The 17,201-nt window shown below is 70.0% G+C and carries 16 protein-coding genes; 11 read left to right on the top strand and 5 right to left on the bottom strand.

Features of this window, described 5'->3' with window-relative positions; translation table 11 throughout:
• Window positions 1-8: 8 nt before the first annotated feature.
• A complete protein-coding gene (locus ACIA8X_RS16340) occupies window positions 9-656 on the bottom strand; it encodes a ScbR family autoregulator-binding transcription factor (RefSeq protein WP_399458524.1) in 648 nt (215 codons plus the stop codon).
• 70 nt (window positions 657-726) lie between these two features.
• Window positions 727-1,668, bottom strand: coding sequence for a ScbA/BarX family gamma-butyrolactone biosynthesis protein (locus tag ACIA8X_RS16335; protein ID WP_399458523.1), 942 nt, complete (start codon window positions 1,666-1,668; stop codon window positions 727-729).
• Between the two features lie 182 nt (window positions 1,669-1,850).
• On the opposite strand from ACIA8X_RS16335, the gene ACIA8X_RS16330 reads away from it, so the two are divergent.
• On the top strand, window positions 1,851-2,528 hold the full coding sequence (locus ACIA8X_RS16330; protein ID WP_399458522.1) for a ScbR family autoregulator-binding transcription factor: 678 nt from the start codon (window positions 1,851-1,853) through the stop codon (window positions 2,526-2,528).
• A 206-nt stretch (window positions 2,529-2,734) separates the two neighbouring features.
• On the opposite strand, the gene ACIA8X_RS16325 is transcribed toward ACIA8X_RS16330, so the two are convergent.
• Entirely contained in the window at window positions 2,735-4,540 is a 1,806-nt protein-coding gene (locus ACIA8X_RS16325) for a S8 family peptidase (RefSeq protein ID WP_399458521.1), read from the bottom strand.
• Window positions 4,541-4,976: 436 nt separating this feature from the next.
• On the opposite strand from ACIA8X_RS16325, the gene ACIA8X_RS16320 reads away from it, so the two are divergent.
• A complete protein-coding gene (locus ACIA8X_RS16320; protein WP_399458642.1) occupies window positions 4,977-5,927 on the top strand; it encodes a lytic polysaccharide monooxygenase in 951 nt (316 codons plus the stop codon).
• An 18-nt stretch (window positions 5,928-5,945) separates the two neighbouring features.
• Here ACIA8X_RS16320 and ACIA8X_RS16315 read toward each other — a convergent pair whose 3' ends face one another.
• The gene (locus ACIA8X_RS16315; protein ID WP_393447604.1) at window positions 5,946-6,587 is read right to left on the bottom strand and encodes a Tat pathway signal sequence domain protein; all 642 of its coding nucleotides are present in this window, start codon (window positions 6,585-6,587) and stop codon (window positions 5,946-5,948) included.
• Window positions 6,588-7,285: 698 nt separating this feature from the next.
• Here ACIA8X_RS16315 and ACIA8X_RS16310 point away from each other — a divergent pair.
• The 9 genes from ACIA8X_RS16310 (at window position 7,286) to ACIA8X_RS16270 (ending at window position 16,156) form a co-directional block, all read left to right on the top strand.
• Window positions 7,286-7,981 (top strand): DUF6230 family protein, encoded by a 696-nt coding sequence (locus ACIA8X_RS16310; RefSeq protein WP_399458520.1) that lies wholly within the window; start codon window positions 7,286-7,288, stop codon window positions 7,979-7,981.
• Complete coding sequence (locus ACIA8X_RS16305) at window positions 7,978-8,388, top strand: DUF6114 domain-containing protein (protein WP_393447600.1); 411 nt, start codon at window positions 7,978-7,980, stop codon at window positions 8,386-8,388. Before ACIA8X_RS16310 ends, ACIA8X_RS16305 begins: the two co-directional genes overlap by 4 nt.
• Window positions 8,389-8,528: 140 nt before the next feature.
• Window positions 8,529-9,332 (top strand): SAM-dependent methyltransferase, encoded by an 804-nt coding sequence (locus ACIA8X_RS16300; protein WP_399458519.1) that lies wholly within the window; start codon window positions 8,529-8,531, stop codon window positions 9,330-9,332.
• Between the two features lie 241 nt (window positions 9,333-9,573).
• Window positions 9,574-10,572 (top strand): substrate-binding domain-containing protein, encoded by a 999-nt coding sequence (locus tag ACIA8X_RS16295; RefSeq protein WP_399458518.1) that lies wholly within the window; start codon window positions 9,574-9,576, stop codon window positions 10,570-10,572.
• A 185-nt stretch (window positions 10,573-10,757) separates the two neighbouring features.
• Window positions 10,758-13,244 (top strand): nitrate- and nitrite sensing domain-containing protein, encoded by a 2,487-nt coding sequence (locus tag ACIA8X_RS16290; RefSeq protein ID WP_393447594.1) that lies wholly within the window; start codon window positions 10,758-10,760, stop codon window positions 13,242-13,244.
• 11 nt (window positions 13,245-13,255) lie between these two features.
• The gene (locus tag ACIA8X_RS16285) at window positions 13,256-13,675 is read left to right on the top strand and encodes a roadblock/LC7 domain-containing protein (RefSeq protein WP_393447592.1); all 420 of its coding nucleotides are present in this window, start codon (window positions 13,256-13,258) and stop codon (window positions 13,673-13,675) included.
• The gene (locus tag ACIA8X_RS16280; RefSeq protein ID WP_393447590.1) at window positions 13,656-14,036 is read left to right on the top strand and encodes a DUF742 domain-containing protein; all 381 of its coding nucleotides are present in this window, start codon (window positions 13,656-13,658) and stop codon (window positions 14,034-14,036) included. The genes ACIA8X_RS16285 and ACIA8X_RS16280 overlap by 20 nt, the downstream gene beginning before the upstream one ends.
• Window positions 14,023-14,610 carry a GTP-binding protein gene (locus tag ACIA8X_RS16275; protein ID WP_399458517.1) on the top strand — a complete coding sequence of 196 codons (588 nt, stop codon included), beginning with the start codon at window positions 14,023-14,025 and terminating at the stop codon, window positions 14,608-14,610. The genes ACIA8X_RS16280 and ACIA8X_RS16275 overlap by 14 nt, the downstream gene beginning before the upstream one ends.
• A 166-nt stretch (window positions 14,611-14,776) precedes the next feature.
• Window positions 14,777-16,156: a glycoside hydrolase family 43 protein gene (locus tag ACIA8X_RS16270; protein ID WP_399458516.1), complete on the top strand. Its 1,380-nt coding sequence runs from the start codon at window positions 14,777-14,779 to the stop codon at window positions 16,154-16,156.
• Between the two features lie 72 nt (window positions 16,157-16,228).
• Here ACIA8X_RS16270 and ACIA8X_RS16265 read toward each other — a convergent pair whose 3' ends face one another.
• Complete coding sequence (locus ACIA8X_RS16265) at window positions 16,229-17,182, bottom strand: ABC transporter substrate-binding protein (RefSeq protein WP_393447584.1); 954 nt, start codon at window positions 17,180-17,182, stop codon at window positions 16,229-16,231.
• Window positions 17,183-17,201: the final 19 nt, after the last annotated feature.

The following is a 17,201-nucleotide window of genomic DNA, read 5'->3' as shown; positions in this document are numbered from 1 at the left end:
CGCGGGCGTCATACGGCTCTGTTCTCACGCTCCAGCTGTGTCGCGAGGGCGAGATAGCGGGCCCGGCGAGGTACCGGGACCAGGCCCCGGATCATGAGGTGCCACATCTCGGCCACCCGGCGGGGCTGGCGCGCGACGGGTTCGAGGGAGCGGCCGACGACGCGGGTGCCGACGAAGAAGCAGACGAGGGAGTGGGCCGCGGCATCGACGTCGACGTCCGGATGGATGTCGGACTCCTTGGCGGCGCCGTGGAGCCTGCGGGTGGTGATGTCCAGCAGCTCGGTGAAGGGGTGCCGCAGAGGCGGCCGTATCACCACTCCCCCGGTGGCCAGGCGCAGGCCGGCCCGCGGTATCGGGCCCTCGACGGTCAGGCGTGTGATGCCGAACGTCGTGCGGATCAGGGCCTCCAGGGAGGAGTGGCCGCGGGCGTCCATCTCGTTCGCCACCTGGCGGGAGGCCCTGGACTGGAGCTCCATGATGGCCTGGGCGAGGTCCTCCTTGGCCGCGAAGTGGAAGTACAGGGCGCCCTTGGTGACCTGGGCGTGCTCGACGATGTCGCTGAGGCTGGTCGATTCATAGCCGTGACGGTCGAACAGTTCGGCGGCGGCTGTGAGGATCGTGGTGCGGGTCTGTTCGGCGCGTAACTGCCTCACCATCGGCTGGACTCTCCTGGGACTGAAAAGAACGGGTCATGCCGTTTGTTTCTTACTCTCCGTCAAAGATAACTCACGCCGCCTCGGTTCCCACCTCACACTCGAAGACCGTCGATTCCCCCTGCTGTCCGACGACTTGGACATCGGCGTCGTGCGCCTCCCGCCCGTCGGCCGCCTCTATCCATATGGGCTGGTCGAGTTCGGCGTACTGGTGGAACACGGTGCGGAACGACACGGGCGTCCGGCGGCCGTTGCGGGTGCGGGCCGATACGGCCTGGCGGACGGCCTCCAGCAGCAGCATGCCGGGTACATGATCGAGTGGGTGGTCGAAGAAAACAGCATGTGCGGTATCAACTCGCAGTCGCCAGCGGTCGGGGTCGCCGGACGGGGCGAGGACGACGTCCGCGGGCAGGGCGCGGTCCACTGCGGCGGGCGGCAGACCCGGCGGGACGGGCAGCGCCGACACGGTGGCCGCGGAACGGCCGCCGCGCAGCCGGCGGTAGACGGCGTCGCTGGTCCAGGTGGCGGCCGTGTGCGCGGTCGCCACCCGCTCCCCGCCGATCCGAACGTCGGCGTCATAGCGGAATCCGGCCACGCGACCACCGCGCCGGTCGATGTCGGAGACGGTGATGTGGATCGCGAGCTCGGCGGGCGCGGAGCCGACGGCCAGATGCTCGGGGTGCGTGCTGAACCGCATTTCCTTGAGCACGAACTTGTGGCCGAGAGGGACCTCGTAGGCAGTGTGCGCAAGGAGTGTGCCGGCCTGGCGGACCGTTTCCGCGACGAGCAACGGCTCGTACGCCGACCGGTCCGGAGACACGTGTAACTGATGAGCGCGCGGCCACTGGGCGAAGACGGTGAACCGGTCGGTGTCGGTGCTGGTTCCGCCGGTGAGCAGGGTTTCGGCCACGGAGGCACGGTGGACGAGCTGGCGGGGTACGGTGGCCGTCAGGCCGTCCGGCACCGTCAAGGTCTCGGCGAGCGGGTTCGTGGCAAGCTGCCGCGGTTGAGGCATGCGTCCCCTCCTTGGGTCCCCCCGTGTGTGGGTTGACGGACGGCGAGGTGCCCGTGCCGCGAGCGTTAGAGTACGAGGCGACCGGTTTGTTTTCAATGCGGCCTCGGGTCGCTCGCCGTGCCCGAATCCGCTCCGGCGCACGCCGGGCGCGCGGGTCAACTGGGTGCAGCGGAGGGGCGGTTATGGCGAGGCAGGAGCGCGCCATCAGGACGCGGAGAGTGATTCTGGAGGCGGCCGGCGCGGTCTTCGACGAGCATGGGTACACCGCGACCACCATCTCGATGGTCCTGGAGCGGGCCGATGTGACCAAAGGCGCCCTGTATTTCCACTTCCCGTCCAAGGAGTCCCTCGCCCAGGCCGTGCTGGACGAGCAGGTGGCACTCGGCGCGGTGCCGCCGCAGGCCTGCAAGCTGCAGGAACTGGTCGACATGACCTTTGTGTTCGGGCAGCGGCTGCTCGGCAACTCGCTGCTCAAGGGAAGTGTGCGGCTGGCGGTGGACCAGAGCGCCCCGCCCGGCGTCGACCACTCGGGGCCGTTCCGGCAGTGGGTGGAGCATCTGGTGGTGGTGCTGGAACAGGCCCGTGGCCAGGGCGAGTTGCTGCCCACCGTGCAGCCGAGGCAGACGGTGGAGCTGCTGGTCGGGGCGTTCGCGGGCATCCAGTTGATGTCGCGGGCGCTGACCGACCGGGCTGATCTGGCGGACCGGATCTCGGTGTTGTGGGGACACCTCCTGCCGAGCATCGCGCTGCCGGGCCTGCTCACCGGCATCGACCGCAGGCCCGACCGAGGGGTCCGCGTCCTGGCCGCTCTCGACCCGGCGGACTTCGAGCACGGAGCCATGGACCTGTCCGCACGCTGAGTACACGACACCGACCGGAGTGACGGTTTCCGTCGGGCCGGTCGGTGGTCGTCATCGAGGTGGTCGTCACCCGAGGTGGTCGTCACCGGCATGGAGGCGGCCGTCAGTGACACAGACGTACGGCGGGCCCGCCGATGCCCCATCCGCATCGGCCGGCCCGCCCGCTTGTGATACGCGCCCGTTCAGGGCCCGTGTTCAGGGGTGGCTCAGAAGGTCAGCTTCCAGCTGTTGAGCCTGCCCGTGTCATCGGCCGCGGTGTCCTGGACGCGCAGCTTCCAGGTGCCGTTGGCGGTCTCGCTGGAGGCGTTCACCGTGTAGGTGGTGCTGACGTTGTCCGCGGAATCCGAGGAGCTGGCGGCCTTCAGACGGTAGGTCGAACCGTCCGGGGCCACCAGGTCGATGACCAGGTCACCGCGGTAGGTGTGGGTGATGTCCACGCCGACCTGGAGGGCCGAGGGGGCGTTGCCGCTGCGGCCGCTCACGGTGATGGAGGACTCGACGGCCGAGCCGTTGTCCGGGACGGACAGTGCGCCCGAGCTGGTGAAGGTGGTGCCCCCCGTGGAGCCGCCGGAGCTGCCGCTCACCGCCTGCACCGTCTTGGCCGCGTCCGCGAGGCCCGCACCGCAGCCACCGGAGCAAGTGCCGGGAAGAGTACGCGAGTTGGTCTTGATCGCGGACTCGATCTGCGCCGGGGTCAGCGACGCGTTGGCCGACTTCATCAGCGCGGCCAGACCCGCGACGTGCGGGGCGGCCATGCTGGTGCCCTGGTAGTACTCGTAGCTCTCGGAGGACGGGCCCTGCGTGCCGGAGTTCAGCGTGGACAGGATGCCGTTGGCCGTGACGGAGTTGGTCTCGCCGCCCGGGGCCGCGATGTCGACGACCGATCCGAAGTTGGAGTAGTAGGAGCGGTTCCCCTGCCGGTCGGCGGCGGCCACGCTGATGACGTTGTTGCAGCTGGCCGGCGAGTAGTTGGCCGCGTTGGCGTTGCTGTTGCCCGCCGCGACGACGACCGCGGTGCCGCGGTTCACGGCCGCGTTGATCGCGCTCTGGGTGGCGGTCGAGCACGCACCGCCGCCGCCGAGGCTCATGTTGATGACCTTGGCGACGTTGGTGTTCGCCGGGACACCGGAGACCGTACCGCCGGACGCCCAGGTGATGGCGTCGATGATGTCGGAGTCGTAGCCGCCGCACTGGCCGAGGACCCGCAGCGGGGAGACCTTCGCACCGTAGGCGATGCCCGCGACGCCCTTGCTGTTGTTGGTGACCGCGGCGATGGTGCCCGCGACATGGGTGCCGTGCCAGGAGGACGTGGTGGCCGTCCAGTCGGTGCTGCACTGGCCGTCGGTGGTCCAGTCGCCCGTGTCGGCCGGGTTGCTGTCACGGCCGTTGCCGTCGTTGGAGACCGCGGTGTCGCTGATGAAGTCGTAGCCCGCGACGATGTTGGCGCCGAGGTCGGAGTGGGAGACGTAACCGGTGTCGATCACGGCGACGGTCACCCCGCTGCCGGTGGCGACGTCCCAGGCACCTGGCACGTTCATGCCCGCGGTGGTCTCGAAGAGGTCCCACTGCTTGGTGTACTCGGTGTCGTTGGGGGTGGCCAGCGGCTTGTTCAGCCGGTCCGGTACGACGTAGGCGACCTGCGGGTCGGCCTGGTACTCGGCGACGACGTCGGCGACGTCGGCCTTGGTGAGCTTCTCGCCCAGGTCGACGAGGGCGGCGCCGGAGCCGAGGCGGCGCTGGAAGTCGAGGTCCTCGCCGGCCTCCTTGCCCTTGGCGGCGGCGTCGGTCTCGGCGGCCTTGTTCGACTTGGCCTCGGCGGCGCCGGACTTGTAGCCGACGATGAGGCGCTCGGCCGTGGCGCCGGGGGCGGCCTCGGTCTGCGCCGTGGGGACGGCGGCTTCCCGGGGAGCGGGTTCCTGGGCCACGGCGACGGTGGTGGCGGCCGTGAACAGGGCGGCGGAGACCGCGGCGACGGATATCAGCTTCCGTCTGGTGGATGCAGAGGTACGCAAGGGTGTGCCTTTCGTGGCCGGCCGTACTCCGGGCAGCGCGGAGCGGCGGTCTCTTCGCTTCGTCCTCGAAGCGGCGGGGGGTTACGCCGGAAGGCGGGTGGGGCAATGCGGCGCATGCGTGTGGGGGGTGCAGTGCAGCGAATGCGTGGGGGGCAGTGCAGCAAGTGCGGGGCGCGCGGCGGCCGGCCGGACGCGGGCGTCGGCCCGTTCGGGGTCACCTGTGGGTCGACTGTGGTCGAACGATAGGCAAAGAAAAGGTCATCGGGATACAGGGGAAACCCTCGATCAGGCCGGAAACCCACCCTCTACGTCGAAGAGTTGACCGGTATGAGCGGGCTCTGCCCGGTTCGTCGCGCACTGAACGCGCCGGGCCCTTTTCCCGTACTGCACGAGGACCGTTCCCACGCCGGCCGAGGAGACGTTCCGGATGTCCCGGATGCCCTGGATGAAATCGCACCGCACCGCCCTGGCGGCCGCCGCCGTCACGCCGTTGCTGCTCACGGTGTGGACGGCCGGGACCGCTCATGCGCACGGCGCGCCGACGGATCCGGTCAGCCGGGTGTACGCCTGCTCCCCCGACGGCGGCAGCGCGTCCCGGTCGGCGGCCTGCGAGGCGGCGGTCGCGTCGAACGGCGCCCCCTTCACGGCCTGGGACAACCTGCGGATCGCGAACGTGAACGGCCGGGACCGTCAGGTCGTCCCCGACGGAGAGCTGTGCAGCGGCGGGCTGCCCGCCTACCGGGGCCTCGACCTCGCCCGCGCCGACTGGCCGTCGACCCGGCTGACCCCTGGCGCCACCCTGACCATGCGGTACGTCTCGACGATCCCGCACACCGGCACCTTCAAGCTCTACCTCACCAAGCCCGGCTACGACCCGACGCAACCGCTCACCTGGTCCGACCTCACGGAGCGGCCGTTCGCGGAGGTGAAGGACCCGGCGCTGACGGACGGGGCGTACCGGATCCGGGCGAAGCTGCCGTCCGACCGGGCCGGGCGGCATGTGCTGTACACGATCTGGCAGAACAGCAGCACGCCGGACACGTACTACTCGTGCTCGGACGTGGTGTTCCCGGAGACGAAGGAGCAGGGCGGCGAGGGCTCCCCGGCCGCCTCCCCGGGCAGCGGCGAGAAGCGTACGGACGGCAGTCTGTCGGCGGCGCCCGAGAAGGGCACCGCCGGCAGCCCTTCACCTGCGGTCGAGCAGCGTACGCCGCAACCGCCGTCGAAGACCCCGGCGTCCGCGCGGCCCCAGGGCGACAGCACCCCGGTTGCCTCCGGCACGGACACCGGCTCGGGCCCGTCCACCCCCATGCTGGCGGGCGGCGCCGCGGCGGTGCTGGTGCTCACCGGCGGCGCCGCCCTGGCACTGCGTCTGCGTCGGCGGTGAACTACCGCCGCAGGGCGGTCAGTTGACGTTGACGGCGAGGCCCGAGGTCGTCACCGGAGCGTACTTGGCGGTGAAGTAGGCGTTGCTGAAGCACAGCGACGAACCCGACGTCTTGGTGAACGGCTGGTTGGCGAAGGCGATGCTGTTGTCGGCGTTGCTCGCCGTGCCGGAGAGGCTCGGCGCCTGGTAGACGCAGGTGATGCTGCCGAGCAGGGTGCGCAGCGTGACCGTGGACTGGATGGCGGAGCCCGCGGCCGGAGTCACGGTGACCGTGCCGTCGGAGGACACGCTGGTGGTGTACGGCAGGTTGTCGACGGTGACGCCGCTGACGCCGAGCACACCGGTGACGTTGGCGGTGCAGCCGCTGGTGTCGAAGGTGTGGGAGGTCAGCGACTCGGTGGCGGTGCCGGGGGCGGCGGGGTTGTCGGTGACGGTGGCGGAGAACGCCGAGCTGGTGCAGGAGATGCCGCTGGTGCCGGTCGCGCTCGAGTAGAACGTGGCGGCGGTGCCGCTCGCCAGGGACGCGTCGAGCACGGCACCGACCGCGACGGCCGCTCCGTCGGTGGTGGTCAGGACCGGGGTGTCGGCGGCCGAGGCGGGGACGGCGAGCCCGAGGGCGGCGACGGTGCCGGCGAGGGTGAGGAAGGTGCGTGCGCGCATGCGGGTGTACCTCGTCTTTCGTTGCGGGGGAGTGCCCTGAGGGTCTGAGGGCTCAGGGGGTTCGGGGGGTGGAGGTGGAGGTGGAGGGCCCCGGGGGTGGAGGGTGCGCGAGTTCCGCGTGGGCTGTTGCCGGTCCGTGACGCCTTCTCCGTACGACACGGACCGGCAACGGCAGCCCGACCGGTGGCCGGCCGGAGACCGTGGGGAGGGCTCCGGCCGGACCGGGCGGGGGGTGGCCGGCACGGACCGAGGGGGAAGCGACCGTGACGGCGCCGTGGAGTGATCTCGCGGAATGAGGCGGAAAGGAAATGTGAAGGACATCAGGTCCGGGAACGCGGGCAGAGGCCGCGCGGCGGCGGATCCGGCGCCACGGATCCAGGGGGGAGCCAGGGAGAGTTGTAGACCTGAGGGTCGGTCAACGTCAAGGCGTTGCAAGGGCGTTGATGTTTCCTGTGGAGCTTTTTGAGGCTCCCGGAAGCCCTTGACCCACAGGTGGCACACAACCAACACCCTTTTTACACAACTGTCTTGACCCTCATGTGTAACCACCGGTAACTTCCCGGCTGGCTACTGCGGAGTACGAGAAAGCCCTTGCACCCGCCGGGAGTTGTGAGGAGACGTGCGCCGTGGGCGCTGTCCGCGCCAGGACAACGTGCCGCTGATGCCCTACCCGCACTTTTATGCACCTGGGAGCAGTTATGGCCACGTCCTCGGACGTCACCTCGTCCGCCGACAACACACCCGAGAACCCGGAAAGCGGTTCCGTGTCCGAAGCCGCCGAAACCCCCGACGGTCCCGCGAGACGCGGGCGGGTCCGGGCACGTCGGGCCGCCGTGATGGCGGTGCCGGCAACCCTCGTCGCCGGCGCCCTCGCCGTCCTCACCGCCGAGGGCGCGCTGGGCGTGCAGTTCGCCATCTCCGGCATGCCCTTCACGGTCACCGCGACCGAGCTCAACGGCACCGGGTTCGAGCAGTTCGGCGGCCTGGACAACATGGCGCCGGGCAGCCCCAACGAGGGGGACACCGGCGGCCAGGTGCTGGTCGTCACGTCCGCGATCAAGAACGCGACGCTCACGAAGCTGTGCCAGAGCGTCGACCTCGGCGGCACCAACCTGCTCATCACCGCGGGTGGCGGGTCGGAGAAGGTGACCGCGGTCGACCTGACCACCGACTCGACCGAGCTGTCGGGGGACGCGGCGTTCGACAACATCGAGATCGGCAACGACGCGAGTACGTTGACCAAGGCCGGGGTGAAGGGGCCGATCGGTGTCTTCAGCCAGCAGGCGGACACCGTGCGCATCGCCAATCTGCGGCAGACCAACTACGCGACGACTGCCGGAGTGTTCAGGCTTCCCGGGCTGAAGCTTCGGTTCAGCGGCTCGGGTTGCCCGTGAGCTCGCGCGTCGGATTCCGGTCGGCCTTCCGTCGTTGGCGGGCCGACCGGCCGTTCTGGGGCGGAGTGTTGCTCGCGCTGGGCGGGGCGTGGATTCTGCTCACGATGAAGGCTTCGCTGAAGGTCGTTCTGCATGTCGGTATGCAGGGGCTGGCCGGGTATCTGCTGCCGGGGCTGATGGTGTTGCTGGGGTTGCTGGTTCTGTTCAACCCGGCGCAGCGGCTCTTCTACTCGATCACCGGGGTGCTGGTTTCCCTGGGGACCTGGCCTACGTCGAACCTTGGTGGGTTCTTCGTGGGGCTGTCGCTGGGTGTGGCGGGGAGTTCTCTCGCGTTCGGGTGGTTGCCGGATCAGGAGCCGCGGCGGCGTCGGCGGGACCGTCGCCGGAGCGTCGTTGGGGCTGGGTGAGTTCGGCGGGTGCGGCGCCGTGGGGGCTGGTCGCGCAGTTCCCCGCGCCCCTATCAGGTTGGCACTCTCCCGCCAACTTCCCAGCACTCTAGGGCAGTTGACAAACTGACCCGGCCCGACGCCGACGCTCCGGAGGCTTCATGTCCACCGACCGTATCGACACCGACACCGCCCACTCCGCCCGCATCTACGACTACATCATCGGCGGCAAGGACTACTACCCCGCCGATCAGGAAGCGGGCGACGCCATGGTGCGTGAGTGGCCCGCCTTGCCCGTTCACATGCGGGCCAACCGGGACTTCATGAACCGTGCCGTGCGGTTTCTCGCCGCCGAGGCCGGGATTCGGCAGTTCCTCGACATCGGGACCGGGATACCGACCTCGCCCAACATCCATGAGATCGCCCAGTCGGTCGCCCCGGAGTCCCGGGTCGTGTACGTCGACAACGACCCGCTCGTGCTCACGCTGTCCCAAGGGCTGATGTCCGGCACGCCCGAGGGCGGGACGGCGTACATCGAAGCCGATATGCGCGACCCCGCGGCCGTGCTCGACGCCCCGGCGTTTCGCGAGACCCTCGATCTCGGTGAGCCGGTCGGGCTCACCGTCATCGCGATCGTGCACTTCCTGCTGGACGAGCACGATGCCGTGGGGATCGTGCGGCGGCTGCTCGAACCGCTGCCCGCGGGGAGTTACCTCGCGATGTCCATCGGCACGGCCGAGTTCGCGCCGGACGAGGTCGGCCGGGTCGCCCGGGAGTACGCGGCCCGGGGCATGCCGATGCGGCTGCGCACCCTCGACGAGGCCGGCGATTTCTTCACCGATGTGGACCTCGTCGAGCCGGGCATCGTCCAGGTCCACAAGTGGCGTCCGGACGGCGCCGGCACCGAGGTGGTCCGGGACGCGGACATCGCGATGTACGGGGCGGTGGCACGCAAGCCGAGTTGACCCGGTTTGCGGGCGCAAGCGATGTGGGCGGGCCAGAGCCCGGTCCGCCCTCCGGCCAGCGGTTCATCACGATGTGGGAGCAACGACTCACGCCTTGTGGTTGCACACTTGACTACCGGTGGTCACACGCGATTGGCTCCGCCTCAGCGAGAGTTCACAGGTCGGCGCACTCCCCTCCCGGCACCGACCGTCCTCTCGTTCGTTCCTCCGGCTCGGCCGCACAGCGAGGTGCCGCACCCTCATGAAGACCCCACCCCCCTCCTCCCGTTCCGCTCGGCTCGCGGCCCTCACGGCCGCCGCGTGTCTGCTGCTGGCCGGCTGCTCCGCCCTCGGCGCGACCGACGACGCATCGGACGCCGACGCTGCGGCGAGCACCGCAGGACTGAAGGTCACCCTCGTCGCCCACGGCGGCAAGGACGACGCCTTCTGGCAGCTGGTACGCAAGGGCGCCCAGGCCGCGGCCGCCAAGGACGGCATCGATCTGACCTACGTGAGCGACACGGACGCGGCAGGGCAGGCCGAGTTGCTGCGTGACGCGGTCCGGCAGAAGGTCGACGGCATCGCGGTGACCCTCGCCAAGCCGTCGGCGATGACGGGTCCCGTCGGCGAGGCGCGCAGAGCGGGCATACCCGTGGTCGGCCTCAACTCCGGTATAGACGACTGGCGGTCCGCCGGACTGCTGGGCTACTTCGGCCAGGACGAGAGCGTCGCGGGCCGCGCCGTCGGCGGCAAGCTCGACGATCTGAAGGCCAAGCACGCGCTGTGCGTCATCCACGAGCGCGGCAACGTCGCCCTGGAGGCACGCTGTGCGGGCGTGAAGAAGACCTTCGGCGGCGAGACCGAGAACCTCTATGTCGACGGCACCGACATGGACGCGGTGACCGCCACCGTCGCGTCCCGGCTGGCGCAGGACCCGAGCATCGACGAAGTCGTCACGCTCGGCGCGCAGTTCGCGCTCGCCGCGGTGAAGTCGACCGACGAGGCGCGCAGCAAGGCGCGGGTCGCGACCTTCGATCTCAACGAGGACCTCGTCAAGGCGGTCCAGGACGGGGACGTGCAGTTCGCGGTGGATCAGCAGCCGTATCTGCAGGGCTACCTCGCCGTGGACTCGCTCTGGCTGTACCGGACCAACGGCAACACCCTCGGCGGCGGCGAGGCCCCGGTGCTCACCGGGCCGGCGTTCGTCACCAAGTCGAACGTCGCCGCGGTCGCGAAGTTCGCCGCCAACGGGTCCCGCTGACCGGACACTTCTGCCGTCGGTGTCGCCAAAGATTCGGTCAGGTGTGACGTGTACGTCCACATGTACGGATAACATCCTGCGAACCCCCTGTGACGTGCCGGACATGCGCGACCACCCCCCTCGCGCCCGTCCCCTCCCCGCCCTCCCCGCCCTCCCCGCCTTCCGCTGATCGCCCTAGGACGACAATGTCTCCACGGACAGGTCCCCGGCGCCGCCTCGGCTCCATACGTCTCTCCCTGATCCTCCTCGCGCTGGTCCCCAGCGTCACGCTCGCCGCCGTCTGGAGCGTGACGACGATCCAGATGTTCTCGGAGGGCCTGCGGCTGCGCTCGCAGACCGGGTTGAGCAAGTCGACCGGGGCCATGGGCACCGAGGCCACGCTCGCGCTCCAGCAGGAGCGCAGCTACTCGGCCGTATGGCTCGCCACACGTCAGGAGGCCGCCCGCACGGCACTCGACGCGCAGCGCGGCAAGACCGACAAGGCCGTCTCCAAGCTCCTCGCCCAGTCGGACGCGATCCAGCAGGCGCCCTCGCGGATCAAAGACCGGCTGTACTCGGTCGTCGCGTCGGTGAGCAGCCTGGAGTACTACCGGGGCCAGGTGGACAACCCGGCCGACATTCCCGCCAAGCAGGCGCTGGGCCAGTACACGTCGATCATCGACGACCAGATCCACGCCTTCCAGGAGCTCTCCCAGGTCGACGACGGCGATCTCACCTCGCAGGCCGGTCCGCTGGTCTCGCTGGAGCACGCGGCGGAACTGATGTCCCGGGAGGACGCGTTGCTGACGCTGGCCTCGCCGTCGCGGAAGATGGACGAGAAGACCTGGACCGAGTTCGCGGAGCTGGTGAACACCCGCCGCTGGCTCGTCGAGGACCAGATCCTCCCCTCGCTCACGGGGAGCGCGAAGTCGGAGACCGAGCGGATCCTGGACGGCCCGCAGTGGCGGACCCTGGAGTCCGTCGAGGACCGGGTGCTGGCGGCCCGGGCGGCGGCAGGTGCCGAGGGCGACATCGTCGTACCCGACGCGCAGAAGGAGTGGCGGGCCGCGCTGGTCAAGGTCTCCGACGAGTACGAGGTCCTGATCCGCCAGCAGACGACCGGCCTGCTGCAGGGCAGCGCCGACAACGCGCGCGGCCTGCTGATCAAGGCCGCCTCCCTGAGCGCGGGCGGACTGGTCGCCCTGCTGCTGTGCGTCGGGATGTCCTGGCGGATCACCCGCTCGCTGTCCCGGCGCCTGCGGGGCCTGCGGGAGGCCACCCTGGGCCTCGCCCACGATCGGCTGCCCGACGTGGTGGCCCGGCTGGAGCGAGGCGAGACGGTCGACGTGGAGCTGGCGACGCCGCCGCTCGACTACGGCCACGACGAACTCGGCCAGGTGGCCAAGGCGTTCAACACCGCGCAGCGCACCGCCGTGCACACCGCCGTGGAACTCGCCGACACCCGGCGCGGCTTCCAGAAGATCATCCTCGGCATCGCCCGGCAGAGCCAGAACCTGGTCAACCTCCAGCTCACCAAGCTGGACGCGCTGGAGCGCGCGCACCAGGACCCCGACATCCTCAAGGGGCTCTACGAACTGGACTCCACCGCCAGCCAGTTGCGCCGCTACGAGGAGAACCTCGTCATCATCAGCGGTGAGCGTCCGGGCCGCAGCTGGAGCGAGCCGGTCGCGCTGATCGACATCCTGCGCAGCGCCGTCGGCGAGGTCGCCGAGTACCAGCGGGTGGAGGTGCACACCGAGGAGGAGGTGCACCTCGCGCCGCCCGCGGTGGCCGACGTCATCCATCTGCTGGCCGAGCTCATCGAGAACGCCACCCTGTACTCCCCCGCGCCCGCGCCGGTCGGCGTGCGGGCCGCGATGGTGGCCAAGGGCCTGGCCGTGGAGATCGAGGACCGCGGCCTAGGCATGGCGGAGGAGGACTACGACTCCGTCAACGCCCAGTTGGCCGAGCCCCCGCAGTTCGACGTGGTGGCGCTCGCCGACGACCTGCGGCTCGGCATGTTCGTGATCGGCCGGCTCGCCCGGCGGCACGGCATCGCCGTCACGCTGCGCTCCTCGCCGTACGGCGGCACGACGGCGATCGTGCTGATCCCGCACGACGTCGTGGTACGGGAGGTGTCCGCCGCCCCGGACCGGGAGGAGGTGGAGCACGCCGGTGCCGCCGAACCGGAGGAGCCGGTACGGGAGTCCCGACCCGTCGTCCCGGCCCGCACCGAACCCACCCCACCCGCCCTTCGCCGCGACGGCCTCTCCCCGCTCCCGCGCCGCGTCCCCCAGACCAGCCTGGCCGCCGAACTGCGCGAGGAGGCCTCGACCGCCGAAGAGAGCGACCCCGCCGACGACTTCACGGCGGAACGAGCCGCCTCTTCCCTCGCCTGCTTCCAGCGGGGCACGCTCCAGGCCCGCGACGACTGCGGCGACGAGTCCCCCTACGCACCGGGAGCCACAGACCACCAAGGCCCGGCCGCCCTCGCCGCCTTCCAGCGAGGCACGCTCGAAGCTCGGGACGGCGCCGACGGCGAGGTTCCGGAGGTGTCCGAGGCGCCGGATCCGCGGGTCCCGGCCGCTCGGCGGGCGCGTGACGATTCCGCCCGCGAGGAACCGCCCTCGGCCGACGCCGCCTCGGCCGCCTCCTCCCCCACGTCCTCCACCCCGCCCGCCGACCGCTCATGAAGGACACCGCCATGACACGCCCCACCCCCGCCACGGACACCCAGCTCGACCAGTTGCTCACCGGACTCGTGGAGCGGGTCGCCGACGTCAACCACGCCGTCGTCCTCTCCGAGGACGGGCTGGTCGTCAGCAGGTCCACCGGGTTCCTGCGCGACGACGCCGAGCGGCTGGCGGCGACCGCGTCCGGCCTGATGAGCCTCAGCAAGGGCGTCAGCATGGACTTCCGGGGCGGACCGGTGCGCCAGGCGCTGATCGAGATGGCCCACAGCTATCTGATCCTGACCTCCGCCGGACCGGGCGCCCACCTCGTCGTGCTCACCAACCAGGGCGCCGACGTCGGCGTGGTGGCGTACCAGATGAACATGCTGGTGAAGAAGATCGGCGAGCACCTGTCGGCGGCACCGCGGGCCCATGTCGGCCCTGGCGCGTGAGGTGGGCGGAGACGATACGGCGGGGCGGCTGGTACGTCCGTTCACGCTGACCGGTGGCCGGACCCGGCCCAGCCGCAGCGACTTCACGCTCATCACGACGGTGACGGCGGTGGATCCACCGCCGGAGCGGGCGCCGCGGCCGCAGCCCGAGCAGGCGGGGATCCTGCGGCGCTGCGCGCGGCCGATCGCGGTCGCGGAGCTCGCGGCCCATCTCGACCTCCCGGTGAGCGTGGTCGCCATCATGCTCTGCGATCTGCTGGAGGCGGGTCTGATCACCGTGCACCCGCCGCACCCCGTCACTCCCCGCACCCCGAACCTGGACCTGCTGCAGAAAGTGAGGGACGGCCTTGGCCGGCTCTGACACCACCGTGGAGGCGATCGCGCCGCCCGCCACGGTCAAGATCCTCATCGCCGGCGGCTTCGGTGTCGGCAAGACCACCATGGTCGGGTCGGTCAGCGAGATCGCCCCGTTGCGCACCGAGGAGCCGCTGACCGTCGCGGGCCTCGGCATCGACGACCTCAACGGCATCGAGGAGAAGCACGCCACCACCGTGGCCCTGGACTTCGGCCGGATCACCATCAGCCGCGAGCTGGTGCTATATCTGTTCGGTACGCCCGGGCAGCAGCGGTTCTGGTTCATGTGGAACGACCTGGCGATCGGGGCGCTGGGGGCCGTGGTCCTGGTGGACGTCCGCCGGCCCGATTCCAGCTTCGCGGCGATCGACTTCTTCGAGCGCCGGGGCATCCCCTTCGTGGTCGGCGTCAACGGCTTCCACGGCGAACATCCCTACCCCGCCGAGGACATCCGGGACGCCCTCGCGCTCCCGGCGGACGTGCCGGTGCTGTTGTGCGACGCGCGGGAGCGCGAGTCGTGCCGGGACGTGCTGATCGCCCTGATCGACCAGCTGATCGCCGACGCCCGCAAGGCGAGCTGAACCGAGGCCGTCGCGTCCGGTGGCGGGAAACCGCCAAGGACGACCATGTGATTGACGCGCCCTCCGCACTCTCCTACCTTCTGGTCGATTCACCGAACCGCGTTCGAAATGCCGACAGTTCGGAAGCCCCCCACACCCCCTCACCCCCCGCACCCTGGAGAGCCGCATGACGAACCCGTCCCGCAGACACTTCCTCGGCATGGCAGCGAGCGTCCCGCTCGCCACGACCGGCGCCCTGGCCCTCGGCGCGGGGACCGCCCATGCCGCCGACTCGGCGTACGCGATGGTCTACTTCACCGAGTCCAACACCATGCTGGAGGCGAACTACAACCTCCACCTGGCCGTCAGCACCGACGCCCTGCGCTGGACGCCGCTCAACCAGAACGCCCCCGTCGCCACCCCGACCCTCGGCGCGAAGGGCCTGCGCGACCCGTTCCTGCTGCGCAAGCAGGACGGCACCTTCGTCGTCCTCGCGACCGACCTGAGCGGCACGGACTGGACCCGCAACAGCGTCTACATCCACGTCTGGGACTCCACCGACCTGCGCACCTTCACCGGCTACCGCCTGCTGAAGCTGCACGACATGACCACCACGCACAGTTGGGCGCCGGAGGCGTTCTGGGACGCCTCACGCGGCCAGTACGGCATCCTCTACTCGTCGGTGAACAGCAGCGGCCACAACGTCATCATGGTCAGCTACACGACGGACTTCCGTACGTCGACGAACCCGCAGGTCTTCTTCGACCCCGGCTACGACGTCATCGACGGCAACCTCACCGTCGGCGTGAACGGGGTCAACTACCTCTACTACAAGAAGGACCAGACCCTGGTCGGCGCCCGCTCGACGACCCTGAACCCCGGCAGCTTCACCCCGTTCAGCACCGGGGTCGCGCACGGCGGCACCGAGGCCCCGACCGTGGTGAAGTCCCTGACGAGCAACACGTGGTACCTCTGGGGAGACACGTACACGCCGAACGGCGTCTTCTACGCCTGGCAGAGCACCGATCTGGCCTCCGGCACCTGGACGGCCGTGGACCAGAAGCTCTACACCCAGCCGCTCAACTCCAAGCACTGCGGCATCCACCCGATCACGTCGACCGAGTACAACAACCTCATCGCCAAGTGGGGCGCTCCCGCCTGGAACCGGCTCAAGTCCTACAACTACCCGGCGCGTTACGTCCGGCACAGCGGATTCGCGGGGCGGATAGACGCGTACCCCTTCGACCCGTTCCCCGACTCGCAGTGGAAGCTGGTGCCGGGCCTCGCCGACTCCTCCGCCGTCTCGCTCCAGTCGGTCAATTACCCGACCCGGTACCTGCGGCACTACAACTACGCCCTGCGCGTCGACGAGAACGACGGCACGTCGGTGTTCGCCGGCGACGCGACCTTCTACCGGACGGCCGGGCTCGCCGACTCGTCCTGGTCGTCGTTCCGCTCGTACAACAACCCGACGCGGTACATCAGGCACGCCGACTTCGCGCTGCGCATCGACCCGGTCTCCACGGCCACCGAGCGGCAGGACGCCACCTTCCAGGTCGGCTACTGAGCGGCTCCCGACAGCAGTACGGCGGGGTCGTGGGCGGCATCGGCCGGCTCCACAACCCCGCCGTGCGGGACGTCAGTCGAGGCCGGCCGACTTCAGCCAGGCCTTGGCCACGTCGAGCGGGTCCTTGTTCTCCAGCTGGACCTGGGTGTCCAGGTCGAGCAGGGTCTTGGTGTCCAGCTTGGCCGAGACCGCGTTGAGCGCGTCGACGCCCTCCTGGGAGAGGCCGCTCTTGTAGACCAGCGGGGTCACGTTCGCGAAGCCGAAGAGGTTCTTCGGGTCCTTCAGGACGACGAAGCCCTCCTTGGTGATGGTCGGGTCCGTCGTGAAGATGTCCGCCGCCTGCACGGTGTTCTTCGCCAGCGCGGCCTGGGTCAGCGGGCCGCCGGCGTCCAGCGCCTTGAAGGACTTGAACTTCAGGCCGTATACGGACTCCAGGCCCTTCAGGCCCTGCTGCCGGGTCTGGAACTCGGGCGAGCCGCCGATCACCAGGTCCGGGGCGATGTCCTTGAGGTCCTCAAGGCTGGAGTCGGCGGTCAGCTTGTACTTCTTCGCCGTCTCCGCGTTGACGCTGACGGAGTCCTTGTCCTCGGCCGGCGACGACTCCAGCAGCGTCAGCTTGGCGTCCAGCTTGGTCTTCACCGCGGCGTTCACGGCGTCCGCCGACTTCTGCTCCGCCTTCGAGTCGAGGTAGGCGAGCAGCGAGCCGTTGTACTCCGGCAGGACCGTCACGGAGCCGTTGCGCAGCAGGCCGTAGGTGGTCTCGCGGCTGCCGATGTTGGGCTTGTAGGTGACCTTGATGCCCTTGGCCTTGAGGGCCTCGCCGTAGATGTCGGCGAGCAGGATGCTCTCGGCGAAGTTGTTCGAGCCGACGACGACGGTGTCGCCGCTCGGCTTGTCCCCGGCGAGCGGGTCGGACTTGTCGGAGGAGGAGCAGCCCGCCAGCAGCGCCGCCGTGGCGGCGAGCGCGATGGCGGCCGCGCCGGGATGGTTCCTGAGGGACCTGCTGCTTGCGGCGGTGAGAGTCACGATTCCCGTTCCGGATGCT

The organism is Streptomyces sp. NPDC051738 (assembly GCF_044453205.1).
In the GTDB taxonomy this organism is placed as follows: domain Bacteria; phylum Actinomycetota; class Actinomycetes; order Streptomycetales; family Streptomycetaceae; genus Streptomyces.
The sequence above is the reverse complement of the archived record's forward strand: the minus strand, read 5'-3'. Positions and strand labels throughout refer to the sequence as shown.

Bases quoted from the DNA above. Each gene is read 5' to 3' on its own strand.
- ACIA8X_RS16340 (WP_399458524.1), bottom strand. From the start codon at position 656: ATGGTGAGGCAGTTACGCGCCGAACAGACCCGCACCACGATCCTCACA.
- ACIA8X_RS16335 (WP_399458523.1), bottom strand. From the start codon at position 1,668: ATGCCTCAACCGCGGCAGCTTGCCACGAACCCGCTCGCCGAGACCTTG.
- ACIA8X_RS16330 (WP_399458522.1), top strand. From the start codon at position 1,851: ATGGCGAGGCAGGAGCGCGCCATCAGGACGCGGAGAGTGATTCTGGAG.
- ACIA8X_RS16320 (WP_399458642.1), top strand. From the start codon at position 4,977: ATGCCCTGGATGAAATCGCACCGCACCGCCCTGGCGGCCGCCGCCGTC.
- ACIA8X_RS16315 (WP_393447604.1), bottom strand. From the start codon at position 6,587: ATGCGCGCACGCACCTTCCTCACCCTCGCCGGCACCGTCGCCGCCCTC.
- ACIA8X_RS16310 (WP_399458520.1), top strand. From the start codon at position 7,286: ATGGCCACGTCCTCGGACGTCACCTCGTCCGCCGACAACACACCCGAG.
- ACIA8X_RS16300 (WP_399458519.1), top strand. From the start codon at position 8,529: ATGTCCACCGACCGTATCGACACCGACACCGCCCACTCCGCCCGCATC.
- ACIA8X_RS16295 (WP_399458518.1), top strand. From the start codon at position 9,574: ATGAAGACCCCACCCCCCTCCTCCCGTTCCGCTCGGCTCGCGGCCCTC.
- ACIA8X_RS16290 (WP_393447594.1), top strand. From the start codon at position 10,758: ATGTCTCCACGGACAGGTCCCCGGCGCCGCCTCGGCTCCATACGTCTC.
- ACIA8X_RS16285 (WP_393447592.1), top strand. From the start codon at position 13,256: ATGACACGCCCCACCCCCGCCACGGACACCCAGCTCGACCAGTTGCTC.
- ACIA8X_RS16280 (WP_393447590.1), top strand. From the start codon at position 13,656: ATGTCGGCCCTGGCGCGTGAGGTGGGCGGAGACGATACGGCGGGGCGG.
- ACIA8X_RS16270 (WP_399458516.1), top strand. From the start codon at position 14,777: ATGACGAACCCGTCCCGCAGACACTTCCTCGGCATGGCAGCGAGCGTC.